Below are 20002 nucleotides of genomic sequence, written 5' to 3'. Positions count from 1 at the left end.
CCGCACGACATACTCCCGGCGGATTACTCCGGTACCTCACGGGGGCTACGAACGACACCAGAGCGTTTACATCCATGGGCTGATTCGATACGGAGCTGCGGAACCTAGCGTCGATCCCATGAAACGCAATCGCCGTATCAGCGCTGTCGCGGCGCTGGCGCTCGCCGCCCTCGTCACCGGAACCGGCGCCGGGTTCGCCGCCACGACCGCACCGTCGGCCACACCGGTGGCCACGCACACGTTCGACACCGCACCGGCCCCGGCCACCGCGCCCACGCGGTCCTTCCAAGGCGCCCTCCCCGCGCCGACCGGCCCCTACGCCGCCGGCGAGGAGATCATCCACCTCACCGACACGAGCCGCCTCGACCCGTGGGTGCCGTCGTCCGGCCCCCGCCAACTGACCGTCACGATGGTCTACCCCGCCGTCCCCGGGACCGGGACTCCGGCCCCCTACATGACCCTCGCCGAGGCAGCCGGACACATCCAGCAGGCGAAGATTCCGGCGAGCTCCGGCATCACCCCGCAGAACGTTTCCAGCATCACCACTCACGCCTTCGACGGCGCGCGGCCGCAGAGGGGCAAGCATCCGCTGGTGGTCCTCTCACCCGGGTTCGGGGACCAGCGCATGGTGCTCACCTCGCTCGCGACCGACCTGGCCAGTCACGGCTACGTCGTCGCGCTCGTCGGCCACACCTACGAGGACAGCGGCGAGACGCTGGCGAACGGCCAGACGCCGCCGTGCGCGATCTGCGATCACCCGGAAACGTTCGACTTCGACTCCGTCGCCGCCAGCCGCGCGCTGGACGTGTCCTTCCTGATCGACCAGTTGACGCACGGCAATAGCGCGTGGCCCCTGGCACACCTCATCGACAAGCACGAGATCGGCATGGCCGGACACTCCATCGGCGGAGCGTCAGCCGCCGCCACGATGATCGCCGACCCGCGAGTACGGGCCGGGGTGAACATGGACGGCTCCTTCTTCCCGGCCCCGTTGCCCGGCCAGATCAACCGGCCGTTCCTCATGCTGGGCAGGGCCGACGTCCACTCGGCCGGCGGTGGCGACAACTGGGGGCAGGCCTGGGCCGCCCTCGGCGGCTACAAGAAGTGGCTGGCGGTCACCGGCGCCAACCACGCCAGCTTCATCGACGTGGACCTGCTCGAGGAGCAGGCCGGGTTCCCGGTGCCGCCCCTCGACCCCGAACGTGGAATCGTGATCACGCGTGAGTACGTGACGGCGTTCTTCGACCAGACGCTGAAGGGGATCCACAGTCCGCTGCTGGACGGCCCCTCGCCGAACAATCCGGAAGTAGCCTTCCAGTCCTAGTGCAGCGCCGCGTTGATCCTTCGGGGGTTCATGCGGCTTTGAGTGGGCTGCCGTCGTAGGTCCGGCGGTAGGGCTTGACGTCGTGTTCGTCGTAGGCCGAGACGAAGGTGTCGATGGCCGCGGCCAGTTCGTCGCGGGAGGCGAACTGGCCGCGGCGTCGTGGACGTCGGGCCAGGGTGTCGTGGCCGGCGATCGTCCTTCTCATCCTGCCCTACCGTCTACGCGGCACGAGTCCGGACTCGAAGGCGATGATCGCCAGGTGGACGCGGTCCCGAGCCTCGAGCTTGGCGAACAGACGCGCGACATGAGTCTTCGCCGTCGCCGCGCTGATCACCAGCCGCTCGGCGATCTCACCGTTCGACAGTCCCTGTCCGACCAGTGCCAGCACCTCGCGCTCCCGGTCGGTGATCCCCGCGATGGGACTCGAGTCCGCGGCGGGCTCGGCGTCCGGTTCGGGGGCCGCGGGGCCGGACGTTCCGGCGAAGTCCGCGATCAGCCGTCGGGTCACGCTCGGCGCGATCAACGCGTCGCCGGCCGCCACCACGCGGATCGCGTCCAGGATCGCGTCCAGGGCCATGCTCTTGAGCAGGAATCCGCTGGCGCCGGCGCGCAGTGCGCCGTAGACGTACTCGTCGTCGTCGAAGGTCGTCAGCACCAGCACCTTGGGCGGGTCCGGCTCGGCGGTCGCCTGCCGGGTCGCCTCGATCCCGTCCATGCCCGGCATCCGGATGTCCATCACCACGACGTCCGGCCGCAGTTCACGTACCAGGCGCACCGCCTCGCGGCCGTCGCCGGCCTCGCCGACCACCTCCAGGTCGTCGGTGTCGCCGATCAGGATCCCGAGCCCGACCAGCATCAGCGGCTGGTCGTCGACCAGCAGCACCCGCACGCTCATGCCGGGAGCCTCGCCGTCACCCGGAATCCGCCCTCCGGACGCCAGCCGGCGCTGAACTGGCCGGACAGCAACGTCACTCGCTCGCGCATGCCGAGCAGGCCGAAGCCGCTCCCGCCCGCCGCGGAGTGCCTCGGACGGCCCGGCCCGCCGAGACCGTCGTCCCCGTCGTCCACCACCTCGATCGTCACCCCTTCCGGCTCGTAACCGACCGCCACCCGGCACGCCCGCGCCCCGGAATGCCGCACCACGTTCGTCACCGACTCCTGGATGATCCGGAACGCCGACAGCTCGATCTCCGGCGGCAGCAGACGCCGCTCGCCCCGCCAGGCCACGTGGACCCGCACCCCGGCGTCGGCCGTGCGTTCGGCGAGCCGCGGGACGTCGGCCAGGCTGCCGGCCGGCGCCAGCGGAGCGGCCCGCGGCATGGCGTCGTCAGGCTCGGCGCGGCGGAGCGCCCCGAGCATGCGCTGCAGCCCGAGCAGCGTCTCCCGGCTGGTGGTCTCGATGCCGGTCAGCGCCTGCCGCGTCTGCTCGGGCTTGGTCTCCACCACCCGCGCCGCCGCTCCCGACAGCACCGTGATGATCCCGATGCTGTGCGCGACGCTGTCGTGAAGTTCACGGGCGATCCGCAGCCGCTCGGCCATGACGGCGCGGGCCGCGGTCTGCTCGTGGAGGGCTTCGAGGTATTCACGGCGTTTGCGATACACCCCGCCGAAGACCCACGCGACCGCGAACCACAACGCGAACTGCCCGGCCCACTGGGCCGCGTCGCCGAGGGTCTCCCCGGGGTAGACGTCGATGTTCTCGACGAACGCGGCCGCGACGGCCGCGACGGAGCCGACGGCGGCAGCCTTCGGCCGCCGGACGGCGAGGTGCCCGCCCAAGACGACGAGCAGGACGAACACGATCCAGGGCCGCACGCCGAAGATGTCGCCGAGGACCGATTCGCCCAGGATCACCGCGAAGACCGCCGCCGGCAGACGGCGCATCAGGAGAACCGGAAGGGCGAGCACGACACACAGACCCATCATCTGGAAGGGCCCGAGGCCGGGAAACCGGAACAGGCCGTCGTGGTCCCGAACCTGAGCGATCGACCAGCAGAGCATCAGCGCGTAGAAGCCAGTGGTGGCCAGCACCACGGCCCGGTCAGTCAGCCAGGTCACGCGCTTCGATGTCGAGAGACGCTGGAGAAGCTCTTCCATACGGAGATCGTATTCAGTGGCGTCGGCTCGCCGCGTCGCCCCGGGGATGTACGCGGGGTCGCGGGGTACACCCCCGGGCCGATGGCCAGGGAGAGGTACATCCGCCGGCCGACGCGATGGATCATGGTCCGTTCCGACCGTCCGCCCCGATGCTCGAAGTCCAGCTCGAACGGTTGTGGCAGGGCCTCCAGGACGCCGACCGGCTGGCAGGTGGCTGGCTGCGTCGCTGGACGACGTCCGGACCGCCGCTCACAAACCTGAGCTCGCATTCCCAATCCATCGATCGCAGTCACAGGAAGCCTGCCGACGTGCCGGGAGCCGGATGCCGAAAAACAAGCAGGCATGATTGCTTTTTTCTCCGGCCGGTGCCACGCTGCTGCCCGACGGTGCTCGTGTGGGAGCGTCGCCAACTCGGCGTCAGGGGAGGGGCATTGGTGCGCGAGCGAGCGGTCCTGCGGATCGGCAACGCCTCGGGGTTCTACGGGGACCGGTTCGCCGCGGTGCGGGAGATGCTCACCGGTGGGCCGCTGGACGTGCTCACCGGGGACTACCTGGCCGAGCTGACCATGCTCATCCTGGCGCGGGACCGGCTGAACGACCCGTCGCGCGGGTACGCCCGGACCTTCCTGCGGCAGATGGAGGAGTGCCTCGGCCTGGCGCGCGAGCGCGGCGTGACGGTCGTGGTGAACGCGGGCGGCCTCAATCCGGCGCGGCTCGCCGATGAGCTGCGCGAACTGGCCCGGCGCCTGGGTGTCGAGGCGGCCGTCGCGCACGTCGAGGGTGACGACCTATTGCCGCGCCGGGAGGAACTCGGTCTGCCCGAGGGCCTGTTGGCCGCCAATGCCTACCTCGGTGCGTTCGGCATCGCGACCTGTCTGCGGGAGGGCGCCGATGTGGTGGTCACCGGCCGGGTGACGGACGCCGCGCTGGTCGTCGGGCCCGGGATCGCCCGGTTCGGCTGGGCGCCGGAGGACCTCGACGCCCTCGCCGGCGCGGTCGTCGCCGGGCACGTGCTGGAGTGCGGCGCCCAGGCGACCGGCGGCAACTACGCGTTCTTCCGCGAGCACGACGTGACGCACCCCGGCTTCCCGATCGCCGAGCTGCACGCCGACGGCTCCAGCGTGATCACCAAGCACCCGGGCACCGGCGGCGCCGTCACCGTCGGCACCGTCACCGCCCAACTCCTGTACGAGACAGCCGGATCGCACTACCTCGGCCCGGACGTCACCGCCCGGCTGGACACCGTCCGCCTCACCGAGGAGGGCCCGGACCGGGTCCGGATCGACGGCGTACGGGGCGAGGCACCGCCGGCCACGCTGAAGGTGGGCCTCAACGCGCTCGGCGGCCACCACAACGAGGTGGTGTTCGTCCTCACCGGACTGGACATCGAGGCCAAAGCCGCCCTGGTACAGAGGCAGTTCGCCGCGGCCCTGCCGCCCGAGTCCCGTCCCGCCGAGCTGCGCTGGACGCTCGCCCGCACCGACCACCCGGACGCCCCGACCGAGGAGTGCGCCTCCGCCCTCCTCCGGCTGACCGCCCGCGACCCCGACCCGGCCAAGGTCGGTCGTGAACTCGGCAAGGCTGCCGTGGAGTTGGGGCTGGCCGGGTACCCCGGCTTCCACCTCACCGCCCCGCCGGGTCCGGGCACGCCGTACGGGGTGTTCACCGCCCGGTACGTCGACGCCAAGGCGGTCGAGCACACCGCCGTGCTGCCGGACGGCCGCCGGATCGCCGTCCCGCCCGCGCCGCTCACCGCCCAACCCGCCGATGCGGAACAGAAGTTGCCGGAACCGCTGCCCGCCGGGCCCACCCGCCGGGCCCCGCTCGGACTGGTGGCCGGCGCCCGCAGCGGCGACAAGGGCGGCGACGCCAACCTCGGCGTCTGGGCCCGCACCGAGGACGGCTGGCGCTGGCTCGCGCACGCCCTCACGGTCGACCGGCTGCGCAAACTCCTGCCCGAGACGGCGGAGTTGCCCGTCACCCGGCACCTGCTCCCGAACCTGCGCGCGGTCAATTTCACCCTCACCGGCCTGCTCGGCGAGGGCGTTGCCGCCCGGCACCGCTTCGACCCGCAGGCCAAGGCCCTCGGGGAGTGGCTGCGCTCCCGCCACCTCGACATCCCGGAGGCCCTGCTGTGACCGTCCTGCCCACCCGCGTCGACCCGGCCGGGCCCGAGTACGCCGAGCACCGCGCCGCGATGCTCGCCAAGCTCGCCGAGCTGGACGCCGAGCACGCCAAGGCGCTGGCCGGCGGCGGCCCCAGGTACCTGGAGCGCCACCGCAAGCGCGGCAAGCTGCCGGCCCGCGAGCGGATCGAGCTGCTGGTCGACCCGGACTCGCCGTTCCTGGAGCTGTCCCCGCTCGCGGCCTGGGGCAGCGACTACCCGGTCGGCGCCGCGCTGGTCACCGGCATCGGCGTGATCGAGGGCGTCGAGTGCGTGATCACCGCCAACGACCCCACCGTGCGCGGCGGCGCCAGCAACCCCTGGACGCTGCGCAAGGCCCTGCGGGCGAACGAGATCGCGCTGCACAACCGCCTCCCGCTGGTGAACCTGGTGGAGTCCGGCGGCGCGGACCTGCCCAGCCAGAAGGAGATCTTCATCCCGGGCGGCGCGCTGTTCCGCGACCTCACCCGGCTGTCCGCCACCGGAATCCCCACCGTGGCGGTGGTGTTCGGTAACTCGACGGCCGGCGGCGCGTACGTCCCCGGCATGTCCGACCACACCGTGCTGGTCAAGGAGCGCGCCAAGGTGTTCCTCGGCGGCCCGCCGCTGGTCAAGATGGCCACCGGCGAGGAGGCGGACGACGAGTCGCTCGGCGGCGCCGAGATGCACGCCCGGACCTCGGGCCTCGCCGACCACTTCGCGGTGGACGAGGCGGACGCGCTGCGGCTGGCCCGCCGGATCGTCGCCCGGCTCGACCACCGCAAGCCCGGCCCCGAGGCGGACCCGCTCGCGGAGCCGCCGAAGTACGACGAGGAGGAGCTGCTGGGCATCGTCCCCGGCGACCTCAAGGTGCCCTTCGACCCGCGCGAGGTGATCGCCCGGCTGGTCGACGGCTCCGACTTCGACGAGTTCAAACCGCTCTACGGCACCAGCCTGTGCACCGGCTGGGCCCGGCTGCACGGCTACCCGGTCGGCATCCTGGCCAACGCCCAGGGCGTCCTGTTCAGCCAGGAGTCCCAGAAGGCCGCCCAGTTCATCCAGTTGGCGAACCAGCGGAACACCCCGCTGCTGTTCCTGCACAACACCACCGGCTACATGGTCGGCAAGGACTACGAGCAGGGCGGCATCATCAAGCACGGCGCGATGATGATCAACGCCGTGGCGAACTCCACCGTCCCGCACCTGTCGGTGCTGATGGGCGCCTCCTACGGCGCCGGCCACTACGGCATGTGCGGCCGGGCCTACGAGCCGCGGTTCCTGTTCTCCTGGCCGAGCGCCAAGTCCGCGGTGATGGGCCCGCAGCAGCTCGCCGGGGTGCTGTCGATCGTCGCCCGGCAGTCGGCCGCGGCGAAGGGGCAGCCCTACGACGAGGACGCGGACGCGGCGATCCGGGCGATGGTCGAGCAGCAGATCGAGGCCGAGTCGCTGCCGGTGTTCCTGTCCGGCCGGCTCTACGACGACGGCGTGATCGATCCGCGCGACACCCGCACCGTGCTCGGCCTGTGCCTGTCCGCGATCCACAACGCGCCGGTCGAGGGCGCGCGGGGCTACGGCGTCTTCCGGCTCTGAGCGAGCCACCCCGAGCGGGCCACCCCGAGCGAGCACCTGAGCGAGCCCCTGAGCGACCCCCTGGGGGAATCCCCTGTAAGCGAGCACCTGCGATGGAGCCACTGATGACTTCCAAGACCGTGATCGGCAACCTGCTGGTCGCCAACCGCGGCGAGATCGCCCGCCGGGTCTTCCGCACCTGCCGGGAGCTCGGCATCGCGACCACCGCCGTCCACTCCGACCCGGACGCCGGCGCCCCGCACGTACGCGAGGCCGACGCGGCCGTCCGGCTGCCCGGGGCCGCGCCCGCCGACACCTACCTGCGGGCCGAGCTGATCGTCCGCGCCGCACTGGCCGCGGGGGCCGACGCCGTCCACCCCGGGTACGGATTCCTCTCCGAGAGCGCCGAGTTCGCGCAGGCCGTGCTGGACGCAGGCCTGATCTGGATCGGTCCGCCGCCCGCCGCGATCGCCGCGATGGGCTCCAAGACCGCCGCCAAACGCCTGATGGCCGAGGCCGGGGTGCCCGTCCTGGGCGCGCTCGCCGAGCCGACCGAGGCCGATCTGCCGGTGCTGGTCAAGGCCGCGGCGGGCGGCGGAGGCCGGGGTATGCGGGTGGTCCACCGGCTGGCGGACCTGCCCGGCGAGCTGGCCGCCGCCCGCGCCGAGGCGGCCAAGGCCTTCGGCCCCGACGAGGTGTTCTGCGAGCGCTACCTGCCCACCGGGCGGCACGTCGAGGTCCAGTTGCTGGCCGACGTGTACGGCACGGTGTGGGCGGTCGGCGACCGCGACTGCTCGCTGCAGCGGCGGCACCAGAAGGTGGTCGAGGAGGCCCCGGCGCCCGGCCTCCCGGCGGGCGTCCGCGCCGACCTGCACGCCGCCGCCGTGAGCGCTGCCCGGGCGATCGGCTACGTCGGAGCCGGCACCGCCGAGTTCCTGCTCGCCGAGGACGGCCGGTTCTTCTTCCTGGAGATGAACACCCGCCTCCAGGTCGAGCACCCGGTCACCGAGGCGGTCACCGGCCTGGACCTGGTGGCGCTCCAACTCGCCGTCGCCGAAGGGGTGGAGCTGCCGCCGGAGCCTCCCGCGACGCGCGGCCACGCGATCGAGGCCCGGCTGTACGCCGAGGACCCGGCCAAGGACTGGCAGCCCGCCACCGGCACCCTGCGCAGCCTCGAACTCACCGTTGCGCACGAGGAGTTCACCGGGCGCGGCCTGCGGCTGGACTCCGGGGTTGAGGTCGGCAGCGTGATCACCCCGCACTACGACGCGATGCTCGCCAAGGTGATCGCCTGGGCGCCGACCCGCGCGGCTGCCGCCCGCCGGCTGGCCGACGCGCTGGCCCGCGCCCGGATCCACGGACCCGCCACCAACCGGGAGTTGCTGGTTCGCTCGCTGCGGCACCCGGCCTTCCTGGCCGAGCGCCTGCACACCGGCTTCCTGGTCGAGCACGGCGCCGAGCTCACCGCGCCGGACGCCGAGGGCGCCGGACGCGCCGCCCTGGCCGCCGCCCTCGCCGACGCCGCTGCCCGCCGCACCGCGCTCCCGTCCGGCTGGCGCAACCTGCCCTCGCAACCGCAGCTCAAGCGCTACCGGGCGGACGACGGCACCGAGTTCGAGGTCCGCTACCGCCTCACCCGCACCGGTCTGCGGGCCGAGGACCACCCGGACGTCGAACTCGTGAGCGCCACACCGGAGTCGGTCGTCCTGCGGGAGGGCGAGGTGCAACGCCCCTACCGCGTCGCCCGGTACGGCGACCGGGTGTACGTCGACACCCCCGCGGGCAGTACCGCGCTCACCGCCCTGCCACGCTTCCCCGACCCCGCCGTCCGCACCGACCCCGGCGCCCTGCTCGCCCCGATGCCCGGCACGGTGCTGCGCACCACCGCCGCCGTCGGCGACGCCGTCACCGCCGGAGAGCCGCTGCTCGTGCTGGAGGCGATGAAGATGGAGCACCGCGTCACCGCCCCCGCCGACGGCGTCCTCGTCGAACTCCTCGCCACCCCGGGGCAGCAGGTCGAACTCGGCACGCTGCTGGCCGTCGTCAAGTCCCCGCAGTAACCCCCCCCGAGAGCCCTGAGGAAGGACCCGCATGTCCGCCATCGGCAGTCAGCTCCTCGAAACCCCCGAACGCCGGGCCCTGCGCCAGGCCGTCGGCGACCTCGGCCGCCGCTACGGCTCCGCCTACTACCTCGCCAAGGCCCGGGCCGGCGAACCCGCCGACGAACTCTGGGCGGAGGCCGGCAAGGCCGGCTACCTCGGCGTCAACCTGCCCGTCGAGTACGGCGGCGGGGGCGGCGGCATCACCGACCTCGCCATCGTCCTGGAGGAACTCGGCACCGCCGGCTGCCCGTTGCTGCTGCTCATCGTCTCCCCGGCGATCTGCGGCACGGTGATCGCCCGCTACGGCACCGAGGAGCAGAAGCAGCACTGGCTGCCCGGGCTCGCCGACGGCAGCCGCAAGATGGCCTTCGGCATCACCGAGCCGGACGCCGGCTCCAACTCGCACCGGATCTCCACCGTCGCCCGCCGCGACGGCGAGGACTGGCTGCTCACCGGGCGCAAGGTGTTCGTCTCCGGCATCGACCACTCCGACGCCGTCCTGTTCGTGGCCCGCACCGAGGACGCGCGCACCGGCAAGCTCAAGCCCTGCCTGTTCGTCGTCCCGCGCGACACCCCCGGCTTCGAGTACCGGGCGATCCCGATGGAGCTCGTCGCCCCCGAGAAGCAGTTCCAGGTCTTCCTGGACGACGTCCGGCTGCCCGCCGAGGCCCTGGTCGGCGACGAGAACGCGGGCCTGCTGCAGCTGTTCGCCGGGCTCAACCCCGAGCGCATCCTCACCGCCGCGTTCTCGCTCGGCCTGGCCCGCCAGGCCCTCGGCAAGGCCGTCGAGTACGCGAAGACCCGCACCGTCTGGTCCACCCCGATCGGCGCCCACCAGGGCCTGGCCCACCCGCTCGCCCAGTGCGCGGTGGAGATCGAGCTGGCCCGGCTGATGACCCAGAAGGCCGGGCTGCTCTACGACGCGGGCGAGGACCTCGCCGCAGGGGAGGCCGCCAACATGGCCAAGTACGCCGCCGGGGAGGCCGCCGCCCGTACCGTCGACCAGGCGGTGCAGACCCTCGGTGGCAACGGCCTCACCCAGGAGTACGGGCTGGGCGCGCTGCTGGCGGCCACCCGGGTCGGCCGGGTCGCCCCGGTCAGCCGCGAGATGGTGCTCAACTACGTCGCCCAGCACACCCTCGGCCTGCCGAAGTCGTACTGAGCCGGGCCGGGCCGTCACCTGGACGAGGACAGGTGGGCGAACACCACGGTGTTGGCCTCGTACCCGGTCTTCGGGTCGAACCTGCCGCCGCAGGTGATCAGCCGCAGCTCCGCGCGGTCGGCGCTGCCGCCGCCGTACACCAGGGCGTCCGGGAAGTCCTTCTTCGGGAAGACCTGGACGGAGTCGATGGTGAACACGGCGGTGTGCCGGTCCTTGCGGACCACCTCGACGGTGTCGCCCGGGCGCAGCAGTCCGAGCCGGTAGAAGACTGCCGGCCCGCTGCGGTTGTCCGCGTGTCCGACGACGAGCGCGTTCCCGGCGGCCCCGGGCGCGGCGCCGTCGCGGTACCAGCCGGTGAGGTTGCGCTGCGCCATCGGCGGGGTGGCGAGCTGTCGCTCGGCGGTCAGCCCGAGGCCGGTGACCGGGGCGTCGACCTTGATCGCCGGGATCCGGATCCTGGTCGGCACCGAGGCCGGCAGCGGCGGTGCGGCGGGCACCGGGGGCGCCGTGGCGACCGGCGCGGGCGACGGCGTGGCGGCGGCCGAGGGGGCGGGCCCCGAGGACGCGGGCGGCAGCGGTGGTCCGGTACGGCCGGTGGTGCCGTGGTGGACCACCCAGACGCCGCACGCCGCGAGCACCAGCGCGGCGACCCCGGCCCGCCAGGGGTCGGAGACGCCGCGCGGCGCTCGGTGCGGACGGTCAGGATTCGGCATTGTGCCCGGGACGGCGGCGCATCGCGCGGATGCCCAGCCCGCCCGCGCCGACGACCAGGGCGACACCGCCGATCACCTCGGCGGCGTCGGTCCCGGAGGTGCCGCCGCCACCGGTGCCGACCCCGCCGTGCGGGCCGGGCTTGGGCGAGTGGCTCGGGTAGCCGCCGGGGGAGTGGCTGTACGAGTGGCTGGGGGAGCCGGTGGGCGAGGGCGAGTTGGTCGGGGAGGGCGAGGAGGTGGCGCAGACGACGTCGAAGACCTTCTGCTTCGCGTTGCCGTTGTCGCCCACGAACGTCCACTCGAGCTTGTAGTGCCCGTCCGGAAGGCTGTACGTCTGGGTGTGGCCGGTGCCGTTGGTCAGCGCGATGGAGTCGGCCAGCACCAGCGCGGTGCCGGTCGGCGGCTGCTGCGAGATCGTCCAGCTCACCAGCTGGACGGTGTCGAAGTCGAAGGCGTCCAGGTAGAAGGTGCAGACCTTGGAATCGTCGCGGGTGTCGGCCACCGGGGTGGTGTCGCTGTGGATCTTGACGTCGCCGTTGTCGCCCGGCGCGGCGAACGCAGCGGGGGCCGCGCCGAGGGTGAGCGCGAGGGCGGCGCCGGCGGCGGCGAGCAGCCGGCGGGCAGGGGGCATGGAAGTGGAATGGGAGACGGTGCTCACGGTGGGGTGCTCCAGGGTTGGGGGGCCGCTCCTGGGCAAGGGCGGCCGTGGTGCAACACCGTCCGGGCGGGCGCCCCCCGGAGCAAATGTGCCACGCGTGCTCCACCCCCGGTTCCCCACAATGGCCCAGCCTCCCCCCTGGCTGTCCGTATGCTCCTGAACGCGCCCTCGCAGGTTTTGTTGCCGCGTCAACTTCCTTACTGGAGGCTTACCTTGGTGTTCCGAAGCGAGTTCCCGGACGTCCCCGTGGTCGACCTGCCGATCCATGACGCGGTCCTCGGCGCCACGGCCCGCTACGGCGACCGGCCGGCCCTGATCGACGGCCTCACCGGGGAGTGCGTCAGCTACGCGCAGCTCGCCGACGCCGTCGAACGGCTCGCCGCCGCACTCGCCGCGTCAGGCCTGCGCCGGGGCGACGTACTCGCCCTCTTCAGCCCCAACTCGACCGCCTACCCGATGGCGTTCTACGGCGCCACCCGGGCCGGCGCCACCGTGACCACGGTGTCCTCGCTGGCCACGCCCGCCGAACTGGCCGGCCAGCTGCGCGACAGCGGCGCCCGCTGGCTGGTCACCGTCTCCCCGTTCCTGCCCACCGCCCGTACCGCCGCCGAGCTGCTCGCCGAGCAGGGCCGGCGGCTGACCGAGATCGTCGTCCTGGACGGCGCCGACGGCCACCGCTCGCTCGCCGACCTGCTGGCCGTGCCCGGCCCCGCCCCCGAGGTCGCCATCGACCCGGGCGAGGACGTCGCCGTGCTGCCGTACTCCAGCGGCACCACCGGCCTGCCCAAGGGCGTCATGCTCACCCACCGCTCGATCGCCACCAACCTCGCCCAGTGCGACGCCCTCTACCGCCCCGCCGAGGGCGAGCGGGTGCTCGCCGTCCTGCCGTTCTTCCACATCTACGGCCTCGCCGCCCTGCTCAACCAGCCGCTGCGCTGCGGCGCGACTGTGGTCGTGCTGCCCCGCTTCGAGCTGGAGCAGTTCTGCCGCGCCGTCCAGGAGCACCGGGTGCAGGCCCTGGTGGTGGCGCCGCCGATCGCCCTCGCCCTGGCCAAGCACCCGGTCGTGGAGCGCTTCGACCTGTCCTCCGTCGAGTACCTGCTGTGCGCGGCCGCCCCGCTGGACCGCGAGCTCGCCGACGCCTGCGCCCGGCGCCTCGGCCTGTCGCACCTGCTGCAGGGCTACGGCATGACCGAGCTCTCCCCGGTCACCCATGTGGTCTCCCCCCGGGAGGGCGACCCCTCGCGCGGCTCGGTCGGCCGAATGGTCCCGTCCACCGAACTGCGGATCGCCGCCCTGGACGGCTCCGACGGCGACCTCGGCGCCGGGCAGCGGGGGGAACTGCTGGTCCGCGGCCCCCAGGTGATGAAGGGCTACCTCGGCCGCCCCTGCGAGACCGCCGCGGTGATCGACGCCGAGGGCTGGCTGCACACCGGCGACGTCGGCTACGTGGACGAGCGCGGCTACCTGTACATCGTCGACCGGGTCAAGGAGCTGATCAAGTACAAGGGCTACCAGGTCGCCCCCGCCGAGCTGGAGGCCGTATTGCTCGGCCACCCGCAGATCACCGACGCCGCGGTGATCGGCGTCGTGGACGCCGAGGGCACCGAGTGCCCCAAGGCCTTCGTGGTCCGCGCCCCGGGCAGCGACCTGACCGCCGAGGAGGTCACCGGGTACGTCGCCGGGCTGGTCGCCCCGTACAAGAAGGTCCGCGTGGTGGAGTTCGTGGACGCCGTGCCCAAGTCCGCGGCCGGCAAGATCCTCCGCCGCGAACTGCGCGCCCGCGAGGCCGCGCGCGCCGCCGTCGGCTGAGCCCGCTGCCGTCCATCGGAGCTGCCGCCGCACCGGACCGGGCCGCACCGGACCGGGCCGCACCGGGACCCGGCGGGCGGAGACCGGCAGCCGTCTGTGAGGATCGACCCGCCGCGCCCCCACCGGAACAGGAGCCGCCCGCAGCCATGACCAGCCACGCCGCCGCCCGCACCCCCCAGCAGGACCGCAGCCGCGCGACCAGGGCCCGGCTGCTCGCGGCGGCCGTGGACTGCCTCGCCGAACTCGGCTGGCACGGCTCCACCGTCACGGTCGTCGCCGAGCGGGCCGGCGTCTCCCGGGGCGCCGCCCAGCACCACTTCCCGACCCGCGAGGACCTCTTCACCGCGGCCGTCGAGCACGTCACCGCCGAGCGGCTGACAGCCGTCCGCGCCCACGCGGACGAGCTGCCCGCCGCCGGCCCCGACCGGACCCGCGCGGTGGTCGACATGATCGTCCGCCTCTACACCGGACCGCTGTTCCGCGCCGCCCTGCACCTGTGGACGGCCGCCGCCACCGAGCAGGCGCTGCGCGAGCGGATCATCGCCCTCGAGGGCCGGGTCGGTCGCGAGGCCCACCGGGCCGCCGTGGAGTTCCTCGACGCCGACGAAACCCGCCCCGGCGTGCGCGAATCCGTGCAGGCCACGCTGGACCTCGCCCGCGGGCTGGGCCTGGCCAACCTGCTCACCGACGACAGCCTCCGACGATCCGGAGTGATCCGGCAGTGGGCGGGCGTTCTTGAGGGTACGCTGCGCCCGGTACGCCCATGACGCCCGTACACCAGGAGCGGCCGGACAACCCCTGACCAAGGGGTCGCCGGGCGGCCGATGTCCGTGCAGTCTGGAGAAGAACCCCGGCCGGCACGGACCGAGAGGCCGACCCGGCCGGGCACGAGCCGAACCGGGGTGCTGCCTGATCATGCACGGACACGAGTGGGACGCCACCGCCGCCGACCCGGCACCGGGCGGCACTCCGGCACGTCCCGAGGGCATACCTCCCGAGGGCACCCGTCCCGAGGGCATACGCCCCGGAGGCGCCCGCCCCGAAGGCCACCGGGTCGTCCCGCTCGCGACGGCCCTGCTCCAGGACGACGGCCTGATCCTGCACTGGAGCGAGGACGCCGAGGCCCTGCTCGGCTACACCACCGACGAAGCCGTCGGCAGCTACGCCGCCCAGCTGCTCACCGACGGCGGCGACCGCGCCGAGGTGCTGGCCCTCTTCGAACGGATCATGAGCGGCACCGGCTGGTCCGGCGTCTTCCCGGTCCGCCACCGCGACGGCCACAAGATCGACCTCGAGTTCCGCACCTACCCCATCGCCGGCCCGGGCGGCACCCTGCTGCTCCTCGCCACGGCCTCCGACACCCGCGCCCTGCACGCCGTCGAAGCCGACCTCGCGGTGCTGGACGGCATCTTCGGCGGCTCCCCGATCGGCATGGCCGTCTACGACACCGACCTGCGCTTCGTCCGGATCAACGAGGCGCTCGCCCGGATGAACGGCGTGCCGGTCGCCGCCCACCTCGGCCGCCGGATATCGGCCGTGCTGCCCGGCATCAACACCGCCGAGATCGAGCAGACCATGCGGCAGGTGCTGAAGACCGGTAAGCCCGTGGTGGACGCCCGCTCGCACGGCCGCGTCCCCGGCGACCCCAAGCGGGACCGCGCCTGGTCCGCCTCCTACTTCCGCCTGGAGGACTCCACCGGCCGGGTCTTCGGCGTCTGTTCCTCGATCATCGACGTCACCGAGCGCTTCCAGGCCGAGGCCCGCGCCGCCCGGGCCCAGGAGCGGCTCGCCACCATCGCCGAGGCCACCGCGCGGATCGGCACCACCCTCGACCTCCAGCGCACCGCTGAGGAGCTGATCGAGGCCGTCGTCCCCCGGTTCGCCGACTTCGCCACCGTCGACCTGCTGGAGCCGGTGCTGCGCGGCGCCGAGCCCACCCCGATCCCCTCCGACCGGGCCGTCACCCTGCGCGCCGTCGCCGTCGGCGAGTCCTACGAGACCGGCCTCGCGAGCGCCGTCGACGTCGTCGGCGAGACCTCCGAGTACGCCCCCGACCGCAGCTACACCCAGTGCCTGCGCAGCGGGAAGCCCCTGCTGCGGGCCCAGGTGGACGAGGAAGTGCTGCGCGGGCTGGTCTCCAGCGACGACCGGGTGGCCCCCGGCATGGCGGCGGGCATCCACTCGTACCTGATGGTGCCGATCACCGCCCGGGGCATGGTCCTCGGCGGCTCCGAGTTCATCCGGATGCGCAACCCCGAGCCCTTCACCGCCGCCGACGTCGCCCTCGCCGAGGAGCTGGTCGCGCGCACCGCGCTCGCGCTGGACAACGCCCGGCTCTACCGCCGCGAGCGCGAGACCGCCCTCACCCTGCAGCGCAGCCTGCTGCCGCAGGAGGTGCACCGCACCCTCGGCCTGGAGATCGCCTACCGCTACCTGCCCAGCAGCGTGGTCAGCGAGGTCGGCGGCGACTGGTTCGACGTGGTCCCGCTGTCCTGCGGACGGGTCGCCCTGGTGGTCGGCGACGTGATGGGCCACGGCATCCGGGCCGCCGCCACGATGGGGCAGCTGCGCACCGTCGCCCGGACCCTCGCCACCCTCGACATGCCGCCCGAGCAGGTCCTCACCCGGCTGGACGAGACCGCCTCCGGAATCGGCGAGGGCCAGTTCGCCACCTGCATCTGCGCGGTCTACGACCCGCTGGAGCGCACCGTCCAGGTCGCCGCGGCCGGGCACCTGCCACCGGTCCGGGTCTCCCCCGACGGCACCGCCGAGAAGGTCGAGGTGCCGCCCGGCGTGCCGCTGGGCGTCGGCGGGGTGGCCTTCGAGTCGATCGAGTTCACCATCCCCGAGGGCGGCATGGTCGCGCTCTACACCGACGGCCTGGTGGAGCGGCGCGGCCAGGACCTGGACGACGGGATCGACCTGCTCGCCCGCACCCTCTCCGGGCCCGGCCGGACCCTGGAGGAGAGCTGCGACGCCGTGCTCGCGGCCCTGGTCACCGACGGCACCGAGGACGACATCGCGATGATCATGGCGCGGGTGCTGCCGCTGCCCGCCGACCGGATCGCCACCCTCCCGCTCAGCGGCGGCGGCCGCCTGCCCGGCAAGGCCCGCCGCTTCACCCGCACCACCCTGGAGGCCTGGGGCCTGTCCGCGCTCACCGACTACGCCGAGCTGCTGGTCAGCGAGCTGGTGACGAACGCCCTGCTGCACGCCGACGCCCCGCGCCGGCTGAGACTGTTCCGCGACCGGGTGCTCACCGTCGAGGTCTCCGACGCCGGCGGGCAGACCCCGCAGCTGCGCCCCTTCGCCGAGCAGGACGAGGGCGGGCGCGGGATGTTCCTGGTCAGCGAGCTGGCCCAGCGCTGGGGCAGCCGGCTCACCCGGGACGGCAAGGTCGTCTGGGCGGAGCTGGAACTGCCCTTCGGGGTGAACTAGCCGTCCCCGAGGACACCCGCGCGGTGGTGGCGCGGGAACGGCCGTTCTCGCCAGGAGAACGGCCGTTCCGTGTGCAGCCGATCCGAGAAGGACGGTTCCCCGTTCCCTGCCGTGACGGCGAGGGTGCGGAGACGCGGCACCGCGGGTGCGCGGGTTACGCGTGCACCTTCTCCGCGGTCGTCCCGACGGTGGCCTCGGCTGCCGCCGCCGCAGCACCCGGCCCGGACAGCCCGCGCAGCAGCCGCCAGGCCATCACGGCCGCGCCGACCAGCAACGCGGCGGCCAGCAGCCCGGCGCTGTTCATGCCGCCGACGAAGACCTCCTTCGCGCTCGCCAGCAGCGGCTGCGCCAGCTCCGGCGGCAGCCCCTGCGCGGACTCCACCGCCGAGCCCAGCGACTCGCCCGCCCGGGCAGCGACCGCCGGGTCCGTCCCCGCCGGGACGGACAGTCCGTTCGCGTAGATCGAGCCCACCACCGAGCCGACCACCGCGATGCCGAGCGCGGTGCCCAGCTCGTACGCCGTCTCCGAGACGGCCGAGGCGGCTCCGGCCTTCTCGGCGGGCGCGGCGCCCAGCACCAGGTCGGCGCCGAGCGTGTAGACCACGCCCTCGGCCGTTCCGACCAGCAGGAAGGAGGCGGCCAGCAGCAGGTAGGTGGTGTCCTGCCCCAGCCACCCGAGCACGCCGACGCCCAGACCCATCGCCAGCAGACAGGCCGTCAGCGCCGATCGGGCGCCGAAGCGCCGGGCCACCCGGGCGGTCAGCAGACCGCCGACCACCGAGCCCGCGAAGGCCGGCAGCTCGGCCAGACCCGCCTGCAGCGGCTGGTAGCCGCGGACCAGCTGCAGGTACTGCGAGACCACGAAGATCACACCGGACAACCCGACCAGGGATATCAGCGAGGCCGACACCGCCGCCGTGAACCGAGGGTCGCGGAACAGCCGGACGTCGAGCAGCGGGGTCTCCAGCCGCAGCTGGCGGCGGACGAACACGGCCAGCGCGGCGGCGCCCAGGAAGAACGCGACCGGGACGTCCCAGCGGGCCACACCGTGCGCGGCGGCCTCCTTGATCGCGTACACCACGCCGATCACCCCGGCCATCGACAGGGCGACGCTCAGCACGTCCCAGCGGCCCGGCTTCGGGTCCTTGGACTCCGGCAGCAGCCAGATGCCGAGGCCCAGCAGCAGGAGCAGCACCGGGATGTTCAGCAGGAACACCGAGCCCCACCAGAAGTGCTCCAGCAGCGCCCCGCCGACCACCGGCCCGAGCGCGGCGCCGGCGGTGGCGGCCGCGCCCCAGATACCGATCGCGGTGGCCCGCTCCCGGTCGTCCGGGAAGAGGCTGCGGATCAGCGACAGGGTGGAGGGCATGATCGTCGCCCCGGCCACGCCGAGCAGGGCGCGGGCCAGGATCAGCCAGCCCGCGCTCGGCGCGTAGGCGGCCAGCAGCGACGCGGCGCCGAAGGCGGTGGCACCGGCCAGCAGCAGCCGCTTGCGGCCGATCCGGTCGCTCAGCGCGCCCATGCTGACCAGCAGGCCGGCCAGTACGAAGGAGTAGGAGTCGCCGATCCAGAGCAGCTGGGTGCCGCTGGGGCGCAGCGTCTCGCTGATCGACGGGAGGGCGAGGGAGAGGACGGTCGCGTCCAGGGCGACCACGGTGACGGCCAGTACGAGGACGGCGAGGCCGGTCCAGCGCTGGCGGGCGGTCAGGGGCGTGTTCATGGCTTATCGGTGTCCGGTCTGCCGTCGGAGGTGCTGCGGTCCGAGGTGCTGTGGGCGGTGGGCGTGGCGGCGGTGGCGTCCGGTCTGCGCAGCGCGCCGCCGAGGAAGAGCTCGGTGAGCGAGAAGGCGGCGTCGCGCGGGGCGAGCCGACCGTCCTGGATGGACCAGCCGACGCCGGCGACCAGGTCGAAGAAGGCCTCGCTCAGCCAGGCGGCGCTGAGCTCGATGCGGAACACGCCCTGCTGCTGGCCGCGCAGGAAGAGCGCGTGCAGCCGGGCGATCTGCAGCTCCCAGAGGTCGTTGATGTCGTCGTTCTCGTAGAGCTGGTTCTCGCCGGCCAGGAAGGCGCAGAGCATGGCGTCCGGTACGGAGGCGTCCACCAGGCGGCGCAGCGCGGCCTCGGCGTCGCCCTCCTCGACCCCGGCGGTGTCCAGTGCGGCGGCGAACCGGCGCAGGCCGAGCAGTCCGACCTCGCGGATCAGTGCCTCGCGCCCCGGGAAGAGCCGGTGCAGCGTGGCGCGGCTGATGCCGGCGGCGCGCGCGATCTCGTCCAGGTGGGCGGTCGGGCGGCGGGAGAGCACGCCGACGGCGGCTTCGAGGACGGTGTCGCGGTCGGTTGCCATGAGTCGAGTCTAGGTCATATGAGACATGGATGTCTCAGAATTTCGCGGCGAGTCTCAAATGAGCCGCTGACCTGCGGGTTCTTGGGCAGGCGGAGGTCCGGGCAGCAAAAAACCGGGGACGGCGGGTGCCGTCCCCGGTCGGGGTGCCGCTGCGGTGCTTGGCGCTGCGGCTCAGCTCTGGTTGTAGAAACCGGTGTCGTCGAGCGGGCGGTCGATCACCATGACCTCGACCTCGGCCGGGGTGAGCAGGAAGACCCTGCGGGCGATCCGCTCGATGCCGCCCCGGGTGCCGAAGATCAGCCCGGAGGCGAAGTCGACCATGCGCTTGGCCTCGGCCTCGTCCATCTCGGTGAGGTCCATGACCACCGGGGTGTTCGCCCGGATGTGCTCACCGACCGTGCGGGCCGCCTCGAAGCCCGTCGGCCGCAGGGAGACGATCTTCGCGGGCGCGGCGACGGACGGTACCGTCTCCTGATCCACCCACTCGTCGTCGTACACCGCGGCCGGGTAGTTCCCGGAGGGCATCAGCCACCCGTTGTGGTGCTCGTCGCGAAGTGCTCCCATGCCGCGCCTCCCTGCCTCGTCCCGTCTGGTCCCCCGGGGGTGGGTGCCGTTTTTTGACACGTCATCCACTCGTCGGA

The 20002-nt window shown here is 73.3% G+C and carries 16 protein-coding genes; 8 read left to right on the top strand and 8 right to left on the bottom strand.

Going from position 1 to position 20002, the window contains the following annotated elements; translation table 11 throughout:
* Nucleotides 1-118: 118 nt before the first annotated feature.
* The gene (locus ACZ3TI_RS22055; protein ID WP_465728642.1) at nucleotides 119-1324 is read left to right on the top strand and encodes an alpha/beta hydrolase family protein; all 1206 of its coding nucleotides are present in this window, start codon (nucleotides 119-121) and stop codon (nucleotides 1322-1324) included.
* Between the two features lie 28 nt (nucleotides 1325-1352).
* Here ACZ3TI_RS22055 and ACZ3TI_RS22050 read toward each other — a convergent pair whose 3' ends face one another.
* Genes ACZ3TI_RS22050 through ACZ3TI_RS22040 form a run of 3 tightly spaced genes read right to left on the bottom strand, consistent with a single transcriptional unit; the run spans nucleotide 1353 to nucleotide 3382 of the window.
* Nucleotides 1353-1529, bottom strand: a complete 177-nt coding sequence (locus ACZ3TI_RS22050; protein ID WP_465728640.1) for a hypothetical protein — start codon at nucleotides 1527-1529, stop codon at nucleotides 1353-1355.
* Nucleotides 1530-1535: 6 nt separating this feature from the next.
* Complete coding sequence (locus ACZ3TI_RS22045; RefSeq protein WP_465728638.1) at nucleotides 1536-2219, bottom strand: response regulator; 684 nt, start codon at nucleotides 2217-2219, stop codon at nucleotides 1536-1538.
* Nucleotides 2216-3382: a sensor histidine kinase gene (locus ACZ3TI_RS22040; RefSeq protein WP_465728636.1), complete on the bottom strand. Its 1167-nt coding sequence runs from the start codon at nucleotides 3380-3382 to the stop codon at nucleotides 2216-2218. The genes ACZ3TI_RS22045 and ACZ3TI_RS22040 overlap by 4 nt, the downstream gene beginning before the upstream one ends.
* A 473-nt stretch (nucleotides 3383-3855) precedes the next feature.
* Between ACZ3TI_RS22040 and ACZ3TI_RS22035 the strand changes: the two genes are divergently transcribed.
* The 4 genes from ACZ3TI_RS22035 (at nucleotide 3856) to ACZ3TI_RS22020 (ending at nucleotide 10397) form a co-directional block, all read left to right on the top strand.
* Nucleotides 3856-5559 (top strand): acyclic terpene utilization AtuA family protein, encoded by a 1704-nt coding sequence (locus ACZ3TI_RS22035; protein WP_465728634.1) that lies wholly within the window; start codon nucleotides 3856-3858, stop codon nucleotides 5557-5559.
* Nucleotides 5556-7154: an acyl-CoA carboxylase subunit beta gene (locus ACZ3TI_RS22030; protein WP_465728632.1), complete on the top strand. Its 1599-nt coding sequence runs from the start codon at nucleotides 5556-5558 to the stop codon at nucleotides 7152-7154. Before ACZ3TI_RS22035 ends, ACZ3TI_RS22030 begins: the two co-directional genes overlap by 4 nt.
* A gap of 104 nt (nucleotides 7155-7258) precedes the next feature.
* Nucleotides 7259-9193, top strand: coding sequence for an acetyl/propionyl/methylcrotonyl-CoA carboxylase subunit alpha (locus ACZ3TI_RS22025; protein WP_465728630.1), 1935 nt, complete (start codon nucleotides 7259-7261; stop codon nucleotides 9191-9193).
* A 31-nt stretch (nucleotides 9194-9224) separates the two neighbouring features.
* Complete coding sequence (locus ACZ3TI_RS22020; RefSeq protein WP_465728628.1) at nucleotides 9225-10397, top strand: acyl-CoA dehydrogenase family protein; 1173 nt, start codon at nucleotides 9225-9227, stop codon at nucleotides 10395-10397.
* Between the two features lie 14 nt (nucleotides 10398-10411).
* On the opposite strand, the gene ACZ3TI_RS22015 is transcribed toward ACZ3TI_RS22020, so the two are convergent.
* Nucleotides 10412-11110, bottom strand: a complete 699-nt coding sequence (locus ACZ3TI_RS22015; RefSeq protein WP_465728626.1) for a class F sortase — start codon at nucleotides 11108-11110, stop codon at nucleotides 10412-10414.
* On the bottom strand, nucleotides 11097-11741 hold the full coding sequence (locus ACZ3TI_RS22010) for a hypothetical protein (protein ID WP_465728624.1): 645 nt from the start codon (nucleotides 11739-11741) through the stop codon (nucleotides 11097-11099). The genes ACZ3TI_RS22015 and ACZ3TI_RS22010 overlap by 14 nt, the downstream gene beginning before the upstream one ends.
* Before the next feature lie 240 nt (nucleotides 11742-11981).
* On the opposite strand from ACZ3TI_RS22010, the gene ACZ3TI_RS22005 reads away from it, so the two are divergent.
* From ACZ3TI_RS22005 to ACZ3TI_RS21995, 3 genes are all read left to right on the top strand, one after another.
* On the top strand, nucleotides 11982-13580 hold the full coding sequence (locus ACZ3TI_RS22005) for an AMP-binding protein (protein WP_465728622.1): 1599 nt from the start codon (nucleotides 11982-11984) through the stop codon (nucleotides 13578-13580).
* A 146-nt stretch (nucleotides 13581-13726) separates the two neighbouring features.
* Complete coding sequence (locus ACZ3TI_RS22000; protein ID WP_465728620.1) at nucleotides 13727-14347, top strand: TetR/AcrR family transcriptional regulator; 621 nt, start codon at nucleotides 13727-13729, stop codon at nucleotides 14345-14347.
* Nucleotides 14348-14495: 148 nt separating this feature from the next.
* The gene (locus ACZ3TI_RS21995; RefSeq protein WP_465728618.1) at nucleotides 14496-17018 is read left to right on the top strand and encodes a SpoIIE family protein phosphatase; all 2523 of its coding nucleotides are present in this window, start codon (nucleotides 14496-14498) and stop codon (nucleotides 17016-17018) included.
* Between the two features lie 154 nt (nucleotides 17019-17172).
* Here ACZ3TI_RS21995 and ACZ3TI_RS21990 read toward each other — a convergent pair whose 3' ends face one another.
* From ACZ3TI_RS21990 to ACZ3TI_RS21980, 3 genes are all read right to left on the bottom strand, one after another.
* On the bottom strand, nucleotides 17173-18738 hold the full coding sequence (locus tag ACZ3TI_RS21990) for an MFS transporter (protein ID WP_465728616.1): 1566 nt from the start codon (nucleotides 18736-18738) through the stop codon (nucleotides 17173-17175).
* Nucleotides 18735-19361, bottom strand: coding sequence for a TetR/AcrR family transcriptional regulator (locus ACZ3TI_RS21985; RefSeq protein ID WP_465728614.1), 627 nt, complete (start codon nucleotides 19359-19361; stop codon nucleotides 18735-18737). Before ACZ3TI_RS21985 ends, ACZ3TI_RS21990 begins: the two co-directional genes overlap by 4 nt.
* 171 nt (nucleotides 19362-19532) lie before the next feature.
* Nucleotides 19533-19925 carry a cell division protein SepF gene (locus ACZ3TI_RS21980; RefSeq protein WP_465728612.1) on the bottom strand — a complete coding sequence of 131 codons (393 nt, stop codon included), beginning with the start codon at nucleotides 19923-19925 and terminating at the stop codon, nucleotides 19533-19535.
* Nucleotides 19926-20002: the final 77 nt, after the last annotated feature.

The organism is Kitasatospora sp. NPDC023120 (assembly GCF_055560835.1).
The sequence above is the reverse complement of the archived record's forward strand: the minus strand, read 5'-3'. Positions and strand labels throughout refer to the sequence as shown.